This is a genomic window from Alteromonas sp. S015 (assembly GCF_036864485.1).
GTDB lineage: Bacteria > Pseudomonadota > Gammaproteobacteria > Enterobacterales > Alteromonadaceae > Alteromonas.
On record NZ_JAZETO010000003.1, the window covers coordinates 128205 to 143257 of the forward strand.

Genomic DNA, 15053 nt, shown 5'->3' on the forward strand with positions numbered 1-15053 from the left:
AAGCAGTAAAAAAGGACAAGACATGCAAACTGAAATTACACTTAAAGTTAACAACGACACACTCCAGGCTCTTCGTGGTCTAGCCGACATGGTTGAGGACGGTACTTCCCCTGGTGAGTTCTTCGCGGCGCTATACGGTGAGGAAGCTGACGCCGTCCATCAATTGGTCTCGAGTGCGACACAATCGCTGTCTCGATAAGTTCGTTCTGAGTGTCTTTTTATTTAAGTGAATCTATAAGACACCCTTGAGGCCTCGCTCGATTCGTCTTGAGGTCTCGTAGTTCGTGCCCTAGAGGGTCGTTTAGATCCTCTCTTTTTATTTTTTTATTTCGTTAAGCCCACTAATGCCAAGACTGAAGAAAATCCTCCTCTCGAATATCCTCCCTTTAGAAGAGCTCAATCCTCGCGACCCTAGAGCAGCCCCCTCGAAAGCGAAAGGAGACGCTCTGGTGAAGCTCAACGAGGAGTTACGAGAGACGCTTATCTACGAGGCCAAACAAGACGCTTCAGAGCCAGCTCAAGGGCTAGCTATGGGAAACAATATCCCCCCTCTCGTTGTGTGCAAACCGCCTGTTGACTTACCTGAGCACTATCGAAGCGACATTACTTCAGAAACCTACGTTCTCGTCGACGGATATCAGCGCTACGAGGCCATACGAGACGCTTTCGGCCTTGGTATCAGGGTTAGCATTAAAATCGTTGAGACGCCTTCGCTGGTGGCTCTCATGCGCGAGGCTATGGAGCTGAACTCTAGACCTCAAATGCCACTGACGAAGGGGGAGAAGCTATCTCATGTTTTCAGGCTTTTATTGCTAGACGGTATTGAGGACGGAACAGCCTGGAGGAAGCAGTTCGAAGGGATAGCATCACGATCGACTCTCTCTGAATACAAGAAGCTCGCAACGTTTGCCCGAGACGCGGCGAACCTTCACGACTTGCCTTTTGATGAAGCTCGCGAGGCGCTAAGAGAAGCCGTGAGAGAAGGGATTGGAGAGTACGTGACGCCTAGATTCGACTCGAAAGGATTCCCCACAAAGAGCACAATTTCAGCGTGGAGAGAAGTGGTAGAAACGGGAGAGGTCTCGAAGTGGTGGGCTATAAAGCAAGCGGAGAGAGAGAAGTCTGAAGCCAAGAAGCGAGAGGCCGCTCGGAGCCTTTCAGCAATGCTCGCAGAATTCGCCCCAGGGGAACGTTTAGAGGTGCTTCGACGCTTGGAGGCTGAGGCGAAAGAAGAGCAACGAGACGCTCCACGCGACGCAGAGCTGAGTGCGCTCACTCGAGACCTGAAGGGCTCCTCAAGCATTTCTCAAGTCCCCCCTTTGGCTGACCTGGAGGACGAGGACTTTTAGCCCCCCTCCCCGTTGTGCTTCCCCTTGTGCAATGAGTTCTCGCCCAGCTTCTTGCTCCTCGAGCTCCCTCCAGCGTCTAACGACGGCATAACGACGAGCCGTGTCGTATTTCGTGACGAGAGTCATCGTCAGGTCGCGGTCGAGACGGTACTGTTTGCGCTCCTCGCCCTTTGCGTCTTGATAGTTGTCTAAAAAATCAACCGGCTGAACTTTCAGCTCGTTGAACATCTTCTCGCAATCGGCGAGGACGTTTTTGTGTAGCTTTCCCGTCAGCTCCGCGATCTCTCGGCTGGTCATTGAGTATTTAAGATTCATTCGTGTGTTCTCCTTCTAGAATTTGACGCTCTGTCGCTAGGGCTCGATTGAAAGCGAGGTCGGTTTGAGATACCCCCTCCCTGTTGTACTTCCCCCCACGGTGTATTGAGTTCTCTCCGGCATCGAGCGACGAGACGTGTCGTATTTCGTGACGAGAGTCATCGTCAGGTCACGGTCGAGTCGATACTGCTTACGCTCTTCGCCCTTTGCGTCCTTATAGGTGTCTAAAAAATCCCCCGGCTCAATTTTGAGCGCGGCGAACATGGTCTCGACGTCTCGGACGACGTTTCCGTGACGCTTCCCCGTTAGCTCGAATTCAAGACCGGAGCTCTGAAACGCGTTCTGAGGAGACTTCTCGCTTTATCCTTGCGTATGCTTGCCTTGACGCCCTAAACGCCCTCTCCGTGGCTCTCTGTGAGAAATTAAGGTACTTTCCAGGCTTTACACTGAGGGTGATTCTGAGCGCGTCGTTTCATTTGTGGGAGGGGAATAAAAGGCACCCCCCTATAACTATTACTATCGACAAACCCTTTAATGATGGTGGTTAGAGGTGAAGTCGAATATAAAAAGATGTGGTGTCTACCTATCGTCTCCCCAGTTCTGTCTCAAGCCTTTCAACCGTTGCTCATATCCTTTCATCTCGACTTTGAAGTAGTCTCCGCGTTTGTCGTTAGACCAATACCACCAGCCCTTGTCGAAGTCCCTGGTAAAAGACTCTCCTCCGTCCTGGTAAGCGATGTCTATCGAGTCGCTCCCAATCGTGAGGCTTAGACCTGAGTCTCGAATTCTCCTCGCGAGCTCCTCTCGTCCGCTTGGTGTCTTCGACTCTTCAACTAGAACCCTAAAATCGATAGGAGTCTCCGATTCAGTCTCGTTCAGTTGCTCCCTGAGCTTGTTTTCTTCTTCCTGGAGAGCTGTGTACTTCTGGAGAAATACCCCCGTAGCGCCTTTCTGAGCGAATAATTCGGACAGTGTCTCTTGTTGCCTCTGATTCTCCTCAAGCCTCGCTTCGAGAACTTCGACATCAACTTTCAGGGCACGTCGGTTGAGAAGCTCCACGTCGTTATTGTGAAGCCAATACAACACGAGAGCTTCAATTTGAATGTACTGCATGTACGGTAGGTCGCAACCATGACCGTCCGCTCGAGCTCGACACGCTAAGTATTGACCCCCACGAGAGCCTGTTCCTTTGTCGAAAAACCGCATTCTCGCCCCACACTTCCCACACGTCGCTAGACCGCTGAAGAGGTTTCCGGTCTTTCCCTTGCGAGTCGCATTGCTGCCAGCTCCAGCCTTAGCTTTGTGTCGAACACTCCAATAGGTGTCCTCATCGATGATCGCTGGATAGTAATTCTTTATCAGGTCTCCAATGGGCTTTCTAATTCCACCGATTTTAGTGTGGGGCTGATAATGTCCAATTACGTTCTGTGTCTCCACAAGGCGTCTGAGCGACGTTCTCGCCCACTTTCTCCCTGTGGGTGAAGGAATGCCACGTTCGTTTAATTGTCTGATGGTAGCAGTGCTCCCAAAGCCCTTCGACATGATACGAAAAGCCTCTCGCACTGCCTCCGCTCTGTCCTCCATGACAACCATCTCGCCGCCCTCCACTTTTATCCATGAGGGAACCATAGGCGAAAGGATGTGACCCTCTCGAGCTTCCTCCTTCTTCCTAGCCCATACAGCGGAGAGTCGTTTGCTCTTCATGGCGCTCTCTTCGTGGGCTCTCGACATAACGACGAGACTGCTCATTAATTTAACCATATCGAAGCTGTTCTCGATGTATGTTTGGTTGTCCGAGAGAGTGACAATCGTGAGACCCTTGTCCTCCACCAGCTCCATTAGCAGTCGAATCGCTTTATTCACAGGGAGTCGAGACAGCCTGTCCAGGCTCTCAATAATGAGGGTCGTTCCTCTAGGTATTCGCCCGTCGTCAACGTCACGAATGAGATTGGAGAGAGCGCCTGTCTCCACGTTTGCTCCTTTGAAAGCAGAGACGCCCGAGTCGACGACGGTAGTGTCTAGTTCCAGACCATTTAGCTTACAGTAGTTTTCAGCCGCTTCGAGTTGCCTCCTGTAGCTGTCCCCTTTCGCTTGTTCCTTGCTAGAATACCGAACGTAACTGATCGCCTTTGGCATGTCCTGTTTGCTCCTCTCGTTTGTCGCTGAGGGGGAGAATATAACTGAAAGTATCCAACTGTCCAACTGTCAGTAAGTTATGTGAGCCACTTGCTGCAATAATCAAAGCGCGTTTGGCCTGTTCTTGACCGATAATGTCATCCCACCCTGAAGGCGGTTTGTTTAGTGTATGCGAAGTAAACGGCTGGCCTTTTGCGAGTTTTTTGTTGCCAGTTAGGTGTTCATAAACAGACAGTAAATCGAAAGCGGGATAACGCGTCGCATGAGAAACCAATGCAGCCTCTACGTCATTATCACCTGGATACACCAACGCAATGTCTTCGTTTGCGGCTGTCATCACCACAGGAATAAGCCCGTTTACTGGCTTAATTTCACCGTTTAATGCAAGCTCGCCCACAAATGCAATGTTCATCAGGCTTATGTCTGATATGTAGCCCGATGCTGCCAAAATGCCTATTGCAATGGGAAGGTCGAACCTACCGCCAAACTTTGGAATATCAGCAGGCGCTAAATTGACCGTTATTCGTTTTGCAGGAAACTCGAAACCACTGTTAATAAGGGCGCTGCGTACTCGCTCTCGCGCTTCTTTGACGCTGGTTTCTGCCATACCGACCAGTTGAAAAGCAGGTAAACCATTAGCTAAGTGAATTTCTACGCTTACCTCTGGGGCTGACACGCCCTGCCCTGCAAAGGTTTTAACCACTGCCATTCCCATATTCGAAACAACCCCTTTCCTTGCTTATTCACTATTCGTGGTTTTGAAACGCAAATGCCTCGGCGCGACCAAAAATTGCTAGCCACCGCATTAGGCGGAAACTCTAGCGAGAATAGAGTGGGGATGTAACTGTACTAACGATGGGATTTACTTAACATGTACGCCAAGCTTGGTCACTGATAACTTCGCTTAGCGCACATAGACTAGCGCTAGTGATGGTCCGTGTAGAACACGGGCAGCTGCCAATGCCAGCGCATTGCGCCAAGCCTAAACAGTACTGTAGTGACAAGGGCTGCAATACCACACCACTGTGTAGCGAGTTCCATTTGCATGCCTATTCCATAAACCACGCCCCCTGCAATACAGGTCATTGCATAGAGCTCGCCGTTTAGTACCAACGGTACCTCTCGGCAAATAACGTCCCGCAGCAGACCACCAAACACGCCTGTAATGGTGCCCATGGCAATCGCCACGGCCATTCCTGTGTCGTTGGCTAAAGCTTTTTCTATGCCAACGACGTTAAATAGCGCCAGCCCAAAAGCGTCGGCGATTAATAAGTAGTGAAAGGGAAAGCGCGGGCTTACTCGCAGCCAAATTATAGGGATAAAAGCGGCAATGAGCGTAGTGTATAAATAATCGGTATCGGCAATCCAGAAGACCGGGACATCTAACATGACATCACGTAGTGTTCCACCACCAATGGCGGTAGCACTAGCGAGCACGACCACGCCAAAACCATCCATACGCTTTTGATAGGCCATAAGGGTGCCGGAAATTGCGCATACCGCAACCCCTGCAAGGTTTAACCAATGAAACCAATCAAACATCTTCTTGTACCCTTTTATTACCCTTAAAACTCGCCATTTCTACCGCAAAATACTTGATCAAGCCTTATGTTTCATGCTATTTCTTTGCCTGATATCGAACTAGGGCTTTCGTGAACATAGTTCTCGATATTACGTTGTGAGGTAAAGCCATAACCTCTAACGAACAACATCTCATTATTACAATACCAATGGATATAAGTATTGTAAGTCAAATATATCATATAAAACAAAGCGCTACTGAAGTGTTAGTGGTGAGGCTTTGTTGCTCCTCGCTTTGAACTACCTTTGATGATGTGATACATCATCACTATGACATGCAATTTTGAGTAAAACAGCGCGTATTGGAAGTTGAGCCAAAGCACTACTGGTTTACCACTGTTTTTAAGTTTCACAAAAAAGGTCTAGCGCTTAAACCTAGTACCTTAAATTAACGGGAAGGATTTATGCCCAAGTTACGTTCAGCAACTACCACCCAAGGTAGAAATATGGCGGGAGCTCGCGCGTTATGGCGAGCAACTGGAATGAAAGACTCTGATTTCGGCAAGCCTATTATTGCTATTGCGAACTCTTTTACGCAGTTCGTACCTGGGCATGTTCACCTAAAAGATCTCGGCCAGTTGGTGGCGCGCAGCGTTGAAGAAGCGGGTGGTGTAGCGAAAGAGTTCAACACTATCGCGGTGGATGATGGTATCGCTATGGGGCATAGCGGCATGCTGTACAGCCTACCTTCTCGAGAGATCATTGCTGACGCAGTGGAATATATGGTAAACGCACACTGTGCCGATGCCATCGTTTGTATTTCTAACTGCGACAAGATCACGCCGGGGATGTTAATGGCGTCTATGCGCTTAAACGTGCCGGTAATTTTTGTGTCTGGCGGCCCAATGGAAGCGGGTAAAACTAAGCTTTCAGACCAGCTTATTAAACTAGACTTGGTTGACGCCATGGTAGCGGCTGCTGACGACAAAGTCAGCGATGCTGATACTGACGAAATTGAGCGTTCAGCCTGCCCTACCTGTGGCTCATGCTCAGGTATGTTCACCGCGAACTCCATGAACTGCTTAACCGAAGCGTTGGGTTTATCCTTGCCGGGTAACGGCTCCATGCTGGCTACTCACGCCGACCGTGAGGGGTTGTTTAAGCAAGCCGGTAAGCAAATTGTTGAGCTGTGTAAGCGTTACTACGGCGATGATGATGAAAGCGTTCTACCACGCAATATTGCCAATTTTAAGGCTTTCGAAAACGCCATGAGCTTGGATATTGCTATGGGTGGGTCGACCAATACCATTTTGCATTTGTTAGCGGCGGCAATGGAAGGCGAAGTGCCTTTTACCATGGCAGATATCGACCGATTGTCTCGCAAAGTTCCTCATCTATGCAAAGTGGCACCTTCAACACCCAAATACCACATGGAAGACGTACACCGAGCGGGTGGCGTTTTGGGTATTTTGAGCGAGCTAAATAAGGCTGGCTTGTTGAACACCGATGTAAATCATGTTTTAGGAAAACCGCTTACCGACGTTATCAGCGAGTGGGACATCACTAACCCAGAGAACAAAGACGCAATAACCTTCTATCGCGCGGGCCCTGCGGGTATTCGCACTACTAAAGCCTTTAGCCAAGATTGTCGCTGGGATGAAGCCGATGACGACCGCGAAAACGGTTGTATTCGCTCGATCGAGAATGCGTTCAGTCAAGAAGGCGGTCTTGCCGTGCTTTATGGTAACTTGGCAGAAGATGGCTGCATTGTTAAAACCGCTGGTGTGGATGAGTCTATTTTAAAATTCAACGGTACAGCTCGTATTTACGAAAGCCAAGACGATGCAGTAGCAGGTATCTTGGGCGATGAAGTAAAAGCTGGTGATGTAGTCTTTATCCGCTACGAAGGCCCTCGTGGCGGCCCTGGCATGCAAGAAATGCTGTATCCAACGTCTTACTTGAAATCTAAAGGGTTAGGCAAGCACTGCGCCTTGGTAACAGACGGGCGTTTTAGTGGCGGCACTAGCGGCTTGTCTATTGGCCACTGCTCACCAGAAGCCGCTAGCGGCGGCGGCATTGGCCTAGTAGAAGACGGGGATAAAATTGAAATAGATATCCCCAGTAGAAGTATCAATATTGCTATTAGCGATGAAGAACTAGCAGAACGTCGCGCGAAAATGGAAGCCAGTGACAAGCCTTGGAAACCGAAAGATCGCGTACGTGAAGTTTCCACGTCACTTAAAACCTTTGCGGCGTTAGCAACCAGTGCCGACAAAGGTGCAGTACGTGATGTGACTAAGCTGGAAAATTTGTAATGACAGCTGAACATGTAAGCGATCACGAGTACTTAAAAAAGATCTTGCTTGCCCCGGTTTACGATGTTGCGGTGGCGAGTGAGTTGTCTTATATGTCGTTGCTTTCGGCAGAACTTGGTAATGAAATTTTTCTTAAACGGGAAGATCAGCAGCCGGTTAAAAGCTTCAAGTTGCGCGGTGCTTATAACCGCATTTGCTCGCTTAGCGACGAGCAATTACGAGCTGGCGTGATTGGCGCATCGGCGGGTAATCACGCGCAAGGCTTAGCGTACAGTGCAAAAATGAAGGGTATTCAGGCGACCATCGTTATGCCTGAAACCACGCCTGATATCAAAGTAGACGCAGTACGCCGCTTTGGCGGTGATAACGTGAATGTGGTATTGCATGGCACCAGCTTTGATCAGGCAAGTAACCACGCCAAAGCATTGTGTGAAGCCCATGGCTATACCTTCGTTCCTCCGTTTGACGACCCCGATGTGATTGCTGGGCAAGGTACGGTTGCAAGAGAGCTACTAGAGCAAAACCCACACCTTGATATTTTATTTATTGCTGTGGGCGGCGGTGGCCTGGCCGCGGGGATTGCGGTTTACCTAAAGCAGTTAAAGCCAAGCATAAAAATTGTTGCGGTAGAGTCGGAAGAGTCGGCCTGTTTCATTAAAGCAAAGGCGCAAGGCGCGCCTACTGAGCTTGAAAGCGTCGGCATTTTTGCTGATGGCGTTGCCGTTAAAGTGATGGGGCAGGAAACTTTCCGTCTGTGTAATCGTTTAATTGATGAAACCATGACCGTTACTAACGATGAAATTTGCGGGGCGATTAAAGATATCTTTGATGATACCCGTGTCATTGCTGAGCCAGCGGGCGCATTGTCGGTGGCGGCAATTCGCAAATACGCTAAGCAGCACGACCTCAAAGGTAAGAAGTTAGGCGGTATTCTGTGTGGCGCAAACATCAATTTTCACACCTTGCGGTACGTGTCTGAACGCTGTGAATTAGGCGAACAGAAAGAAGCGGTTTTTGCGGTTAAAATTCCTGAAACTAAAGGTGCATTTAAACAGTTTTGTGAGTGCGTTGGGGCAAAAGCGATCACCGAGTTTAATTATCGCTATGCCAGTGAGAGTGAAGCACATATTTTCGTGGGCGTTAAACTTAAAGGTGGTCAACAAGAGTTCGCTGCACTGCAAAGCGACCTTGAAAGCAAAGGGTATGACTGCGTTAACTTAACCGATAACGAGTTAGCGAAGCTTCACGTGCGCCATATGGTGGGGGGACGCCCGCCTACCATCTTAAACGAGCAAGTGTTTAGTTTCGAATTCCCAGAGCGCCCGGGTGCGCTATTGAACTTCTTAAATACGTTAGGTGAACAGTGGAACATTACGCTGTTTCACTATCGTAACCACGGCGCAGCAGAAGGTTTGGTATTGGCAGGGTTTGATATCGCACCAGAAAGTCGAGACGACTTTAATCAGCATGTTGCCGAGTTAGGTTATAAGGTTGAAGAAGTAACAGACAACCCAGCGTATCGCTTTTTCTTGTCGCAACCAGCGTAGCACGTTATGGGAAAAGCTAATCAAGCGTTGAAAACTATACAATTAAAAGCTTGCCATGGTTTATTGACCCGTTTTCGCTTTGTACTGCTTCACGTTAAGCTTAGGTTTACCGAGGAGCGTTACAAAGCGGCACTATTTAGCATGCATTGGCCTAGCGTTCATTAAGCGTTGTTGTAAGTACTTCAAAAGAAGCCAAGCGAGTAAATGGGCACGTAACAAAAAACCCATGCAGAATCATGGGTTTTTCAAATACTAGAGAAAATTCGCTGCCCGCGACAATACACCTAACTGGCAGTATTAAGAGCAACATTCTCCAAATGCTGAATCATCTCAGGCCATATCAGGGCCATTACGTCAGCGCGCAACGCTTCGCATTCTTCTGAGTATTTTAAGCTACCATCTTTTTCAGAATCTAACCAATGGTTGTCTTTCAATGCACTGATAAAGCTAGACAGTACGTTTTTGTCGTAAAATTCTGGGGAACTAAGCCCGTAAAGGGCCGATAAGCGCTCTGCGACTTGTTTGCTCTCTCGCTCTAATGCGCTGCGGCTTATCACTTTCTCTTTGTCTAAAATGGTCAGTACTACCGCATAACGCTGTAATGTTTCTTGCATACAGCGGCTTAACAGCCATGCAGAATGGAACTGCTTACAGTGCGCATCTGGTGGTAGAAGTTCACCGTCTTTTTGGCGTAATAGACCTTTGTCTAGCATCGCATTGATTAATGCATCAGTATGTGCCAGCGCTTCGTCTTGAGTTAGGTGTAAGAACAGCTCTTTTTGCAGCAAGGGATAAAGTGCTGCAATAAGCTGAAAAATATTGTTCTTGGTGGTGCCTTTTTTAGCGAAAATAGAGGCCATGATAAGACCAGGAATGGCAAACAAGTGCAAAATGTTGTTGCGATAATAGGTCAGGTAAACCGCTGATTTAGGCTGAGGACTGATCAAGCGGCCATAATCATCCTCTTTTACCTCAAAGCGACCGAGTTTCAGTGTATCGCGTAGCAAGTCTTCTGCCGACACGTCTGGAATGGTGGCATCATCACTAAATGGCACCGCCTTAAATAACTCCATGAAATCGCCCATGGCTTGATTAAGTTCGGTTTCGCTCATGGTCTGTCTTTTAGACGACAATAGGCACAACGAGGCCAAAGCCATACCGTTAAGCGCTGCCGCACGGTTAATACGCGTCATAACATTGTTAGCCAATTCATTAACGGCAGGCGTTAACCAAGCGGGTTTTTTCTCTGGCTCGGCGTCGCGACAATCTCGCCAATTTGGCACGTGACTTTCAAGGAATTGATTAAGTGCAATGGGTTCTCCAAAGTTTACGTAACCGTGACCATAATTCTTGAGTTTGCGAATAGCTGAAAACACTTGGAGGTTAGATTCTTTTTTCTTCTTAGAGCCCTTGAGTTCGTTCAAATAGCTCTTCACTTCCATTACGTTCTCATAGCCGATGTAAACAGGCACAATGCTAACGGGGCGATTAACGCCTTTAAGCATAGCCTGAATAGTCATAGCCAACATACCGGTTTTAGGCGGTATTAAACGGCCAGTACGGCTACGGCCACCTTCAGGGTAGTATTTTACCGAATAACCCTTGTTAAACAGCAGTTCCAAGTATTCCCTGAAAACAGCGGTGTATAGCTTATTACCCGCAAAACTTCGGCGCAGGAAGAACGCACCTCCACGGCGGAATACTTTGCCTACAGGCCAAAAGTTAAGATTGATACCCGCTGCAATATGCGGCGTCACCATACCTTCGTGATAAATCACGTAGGTCAATAACAAGTAGTCCATGTGACTGCGATGGCACGGTACATAAATGATTTCATGACCATTGGCAGCCAGCTCGCGTATGCGGTCGGCGTGGCCTACACTAATGCCGTTATAGATTTTGTTCCAAATACGCGTCAGCAGTCTGTCGCCAAAGCGGATAAGACCCTCACGATAATCTGCAGCGATTTCTGTGATATAACTCTGCGCCGTTTCCTTTGCTTTTTCATGAGAAACTTTTTTGCTCCTCGACTCTTCAGCTATGGCTCGACGCACTGCATCTGAGCCCAGAACGCTATTATTAAGTTCTTGACGCTCTAGCAATGTTGGGCCCGTCATACTCTGACGCTTACGCTGAAAGTGAGTACTTGCTACTCGTACAAGCTTATGCGCAATGCTTTGATCGCTACCATGCTGATTTGACATCGCGCGTGCTGATACCGCTTTAGAATAATTGATAAAGTTATCACGCCCTAAAAAAAGCACGATAAAAAGTTTACGCAGCCAACTTGGAGCGGCTTTATCAGCAATTAAATCGCTTAACCCTGGGTTACCACGCCCTGGAGCTCGGCCCCACGTCACGTAAACCGGAACCACCTGTAGATCGAGGTTTTCATGATCTCTATGCAAGTGAAAAAGGTCAGTGAAGACCTCTTCAATTCCCGTATCTTTGGCTGATGAGCGAAAAAGAGGCTGGGTTTTACGTAAAAACAGCGTCGAAGAGTATTCTCGCCCTGCCAGTGTGAGCGTATCTGTTGGACTTGGTAAACCTAGTGCCTCAGTCGACATTCTCAATGCAAGCTGATCTGTCACAGAGTTTGCGGGAAGTAAATAAACAATAGGTTTGTTTTTATCTATCCCTAATTCGGTTTCAACGTTAACTGGAATACTGTGTGCTTTGACCAGTAACTTAACAGGATAATGAAATACCGACAGAAGGGCTTTTCGCATCCACGACATGAATTATGTAATCCTATGAATAAAAAACGGGGGAAGTGTAACACAATCGCATCACAATCTCGCGACAAGCCAATATCGTCGCTTTTCATGCTGTACTGACTCCATGCTGAGCTGGAAGTTCAAGAATATCAGTGTCTCTTCTTCAGGTTAGTGTTGGTTAGACGAGAGCTTGTCTAAACGATTGGTAATGCGACATTAGCATTATTCATATTGCGATAAGCGAAGTCAGTTACTACTTTTATAAAAGTTAACAGTTGTGGGCAAGTAGCAGTGGATGATAAAAATCGCCTAAAGATAATTGACGAGTTTATACTCAACAATGAGGTACCATTAGATCTCAACGACCTTATGGTCTTGTTAGCAGGCGCATACAAAATGCCTATTGCCCTAATTGGCATTGTGGGGGAATTTGATGAAGTATTTAAAGCGCGATTTGGAACATCACTTAATAAAGTAAGCAGAGAGCATGGGTTCTGTGGTCATGTTGTGCAAGAGCGTAAACAATTCGTCATTAACAATGCCCGTGAAGACGCCAGATTTCTAAATAATCCACTGGTGACAGGTGAACCACACATCTGCTTTTATGCAGGAACACCAATTGAAATTAATGGTCAGGTTATCGGTGCTGTATGTTTAATCGATACTGTCCCCCGAGAAATCGATGAACAATTTCTAGAAGTCCTGAATAGAATTGGCGCGCTTGTCAGCCAACACATTTCTCTCTCAAAGGAGCATGAAGTACTAAAGCGTGAGCATGGCTTAATTGAAAAATCTCCTATTGTGCTGGCGACATGGCGAAATACAACGTCGCTAAAATTGGTTCATATCTCTAAAAACAGCGAGCGTGTTCTGGGTATAGCAGCGCATGATTTACTTAGCGGCACTGTAGAATTTAGCGACGTATTAACAGAAGACGCTGAGAGCGATTTTACATTTGCCATGCAGGCGCACATGGAAGGCGTAGAAACCCATACCTGTAGGCTTCAAATAGCAACGCCCACGCGGACCATTTGGGTAAGTATGATCTCTACTGCCAGTTTCCGAGAAGACGGTATGCTCTACTCGGTTCAAGCGTTTTTATTTGACACTAGCGACCAGAAATATGTGGAGGACAAACTTAATAAAACAAACCAGCGCATGCGGCTCTTATTGGAGGCCTCTGAATTGGGTACGTGGGATTGGAACTTGGCCGCTGATGTAAACCAAGTCAATAAACGTTGGTGTGACATCGTCGGTCTTGAATATGAGTACTATGACACCAGCTCTCGCTTTTTCAGACAGTTAATTCACCCTGCGGACTATGTAAAAGTAGAAAAGCAATTAAATGAGCACATTACTGGTAAGAGCAAAGTTTTTAATACGACTTTTCGCATGAAACATACTAACGGCTCATGGGTGTGGGTTGAAAGTTATGGAAAAACCGTCGAATCTGACAGTATGGGTAAGGCTATTCGACTTGCCGGCATTCATCGCGACATTACGCAAAGAATGGAAAGCGAACTTCATGAGAGAAAGAAAACCCAGCTTCTACAGTTTATTAACAAAACCCGCGCTTCCTACCTCCAAAATAATGATCTAACCATGGCCTGCCAAACCGTATTGTCCGAGCTTATTGATATTTCAGATAGTCAGTTTGCGTTTGTAGGGCAAATGAAAGCTGAAGGTAATGCATCGAGGCTGTTTATTCACGCGATTTCGGAAATAGTGTGGGACACCAGCAGCTTCACGCAATATAACGAGTACAAAAAGCGAAACTTGTATTTCGATAGCTTTGATAACCTTTTCGGTACCACAATTTTAACCGGTGAAGTTACGATAAGTAATACTTCAGGGAGTCATCCAAACTCAAAAGGAGTGCCGAAAGGCCATCCTCGCATTAGTCGATTTTTAGGGCTGCCGATTAAGGTCAAAGATAGAGTGGTGGGCATGATTGGTTTAGCCAATAAATTTGAGCCCTACACCATTGAGGATGCAAAGTTTTTACAGCCTCTATTAGATGCACTAGCGGGGCTTTTCTATGCAGTAGAACTAGAGGATGCACGCGCAATAGCTGAAGAGAAGTTGCGAAAGCTGGCCATGACTGATTCGCTGACGGGGCTGTTTAATCGGCGAGCATTTGTTGATAAATGTCATCAGCTTTCTACACAAAGTAATAGAGTAAGCGTAGCAGTAATCGATATAGACCACTTTAAGGAAGTTAATGACACTTATGGACATGATGCAGGAGACCAAGCATTAATTTCAGTAGCCCACCTCATAGAAGAATATTATGTGGAGCCAGATATTGTTTCTCGTCTTGGGGGCGAAGAGTTTGCGATAGTGGCAATTTCCGACAACAAAAAAGACGAAGAAAGACGCTTTAACAAACTTCGAGAGGCTGTTGAAAAAACAGAAGTAAAATACAAAACAGACACGATATCCGTAACGATAAGCATCGGAGCAGTCTTTGCTGAGGACAGTTTGAACGTTGACTTTAGTGGATTGCTTTCCAAGGCCGATAAACTGCTATATACGGCGAAAAAGAATGGTCGAAATCAAGTTATTCTAGAGTGACGAGCGCTTAAGGTTGCTATCCCAGCACCAAGTTTTGCCGCTGATTCATATGCTTCTTTTGTGTGCTCTGGGAACTGTAGCGACGCACCACGGTGCCCAATTGAAAAATCTGTTCTATAAAAAGGGCCTTCACTACATTGTTGTAGTGCACTTTTCAGCTCTCCATCATCTATGTCTTCTGCGAGAAAAGAGGGGCGCGCGCCTATCTGTAAATTCGCGGCCTGTCCTGCGGGTACCTGAACAATTACAGGCACTTCAACTGTTTCAACTACGGTTACTGTGTTTTCGACAACCACCTGCTTCTCTACCTCGACCACTTCTACCGAGTCGTCATCACACGCTGGTAACAATAGAGCGCCGACAAATATTGGGAATATTTTTTTAGTTAATATCATAAATTTTGCATTGTAATTAATGAATTAAGGTTTACCTGTAGGGTAATTAACATCAGCCCAAAATTACGCTAAGCGTTGTGCATGTCGGTTTCGTGATAATGGTGTTACGAATTTGCTACATTCCTAATCAAAAATAAAGCGTGTCAAAACCACCCAACGCTTCTCTCTCAAGGTTTACTACTTG

Annotated in this window: 11 protein-coding genes and 1 pseudogene; 5 read left to right on the plus strand and 7 right to left on the minus strand. The window is 47.0% G+C overall.

What is annotated here, in order from left to right:
- Positions 1-22: 22 nt before the first annotated feature.
- Together V7R42_RS07010 and V7R42_RS07015 are read left to right on the plus strand one after the other, a co-directional pair.
- Positions 23-199 carry a hypothetical protein gene (locus tag V7R42_RS07010; protein WP_334019492.1) on the plus strand — a complete coding sequence of 59 codons (177 nt, stop codon included), beginning with the start codon at positions 23-25 and terminating at the stop codon, positions 197-199.
- A gap of 145 nt (positions 200-344) precedes the next feature.
- Positions 345-1349 (plus strand): hypothetical protein, encoded by a 1005-nt coding sequence (locus V7R42_RS07015; protein WP_334019493.1) that lies wholly within the window; start codon positions 345-347, stop codon positions 1347-1349.
- On the opposite strand, the gene V7R42_RS07020 is transcribed toward V7R42_RS07015, so the two are convergent.
- The 5 genes and pseudogenes from V7R42_RS07020 to V7R42_RS07035 form a co-directional block, all read right to left on the minus strand.
- On the minus strand, positions 1296-1664 hold the full coding sequence (locus tag V7R42_RS07020; RefSeq protein WP_334019494.1) for a Rha family transcriptional regulator: 369 nt from the start codon (positions 1662-1664) through the stop codon (positions 1296-1298). The two genes, V7R42_RS07015 and V7R42_RS07020, sit on opposite strands and share 54 nt — an antisense overlap.
- Positions 1665-1700: 36 nt before the next feature.
- A pseudogene (locus tag V7R42_RS19940) lies at positions 1701-1964 on the minus strand (Rha family transcriptional regulator); the annotation flags it as partial.
- Between the two features lie 279 nt (positions 1965-2243).
- Positions 2244-3800 (minus strand): recombinase family protein, encoded by a 1557-nt coding sequence (locus V7R42_RS07025; protein WP_334019495.1) that lies wholly within the window; start codon positions 3798-3800, stop codon positions 2244-2246.
- Positions 3766-4515, minus strand: a complete 750-nt coding sequence (locus tag V7R42_RS07030) for a magnesium chelatase domain-containing protein (protein WP_334019496.1) — start codon at positions 4513-4515, stop codon at positions 3766-3768. Before V7R42_RS07030 ends, V7R42_RS07025 begins: the two co-directional genes overlap by 35 nt.
- Positions 4516-4724: 209 nt before the next feature.
- Positions 4725-5342, minus strand: a complete 618-nt coding sequence (locus tag V7R42_RS07035) for a trimeric intracellular cation channel family protein (protein ID WP_334019497.1) — start codon at positions 5340-5342, stop codon at positions 4725-4727.
- A gap of 443 nt (positions 5343-5785) precedes the next feature.
- Between V7R42_RS07035 and ilvD the strand changes: the two genes are divergently transcribed.
- Both ilvD and ilvA read left to right on the plus strand, forming a co-directional pair.
- A complete protein-coding gene (gene ilvD, locus V7R42_RS07040; protein ID WP_334019498.1) occupies positions 5786-7636 on the plus strand; it encodes a dihydroxy-acid dehydratase in 1851 nt (616 codons plus the stop codon).
- Complete coding sequence (gene ilvA / locus V7R42_RS07045) at positions 7636-9183, plus strand: threonine ammonia-lyase, biosynthetic (protein ID WP_334019499.1); 1548 nt, start codon at positions 7636-7638, stop codon at positions 9181-9183. Before ilvD ends, ilvA begins: the two co-directional genes overlap by 1 nt.
- Positions 9184-9467: 284 nt before the next feature.
- Here ilvA and plsB read toward each other — a convergent pair whose 3' ends face one another.
- A complete protein-coding gene (plsB, locus tag V7R42_RS07050; protein WP_334019500.1) occupies positions 9468-11921 on the minus strand; it encodes a glycerol-3-phosphate 1-O-acyltransferase PlsB in 2454 nt (817 codons plus the stop codon).
- Between the two features lie 270 nt (positions 11922-12191).
- Here plsB and V7R42_RS07055 point away from each other — a divergent pair, with 270 nt between their 5' ends.
- Positions 12192-14474, plus strand: a complete 2283-nt coding sequence (locus tag V7R42_RS07055) for a sensor domain-containing diguanylate cyclase (protein ID WP_334019501.1) — start codon at positions 12192-12194, stop codon at positions 14472-14474.
- On the opposite strand, the gene V7R42_RS07060 is transcribed toward V7R42_RS07055, so the two are convergent.
- Positions 14456-14869, minus strand: a complete 414-nt coding sequence (locus tag V7R42_RS07060) for a hypothetical protein (RefSeq protein WP_438823639.1) — start codon at positions 14867-14869, stop codon at positions 14456-14458. The two genes, V7R42_RS07055 and V7R42_RS07060, sit on opposite strands and share 19 nt — an antisense overlap.
- Positions 14870-15053: the final 184 nt, after the last annotated feature.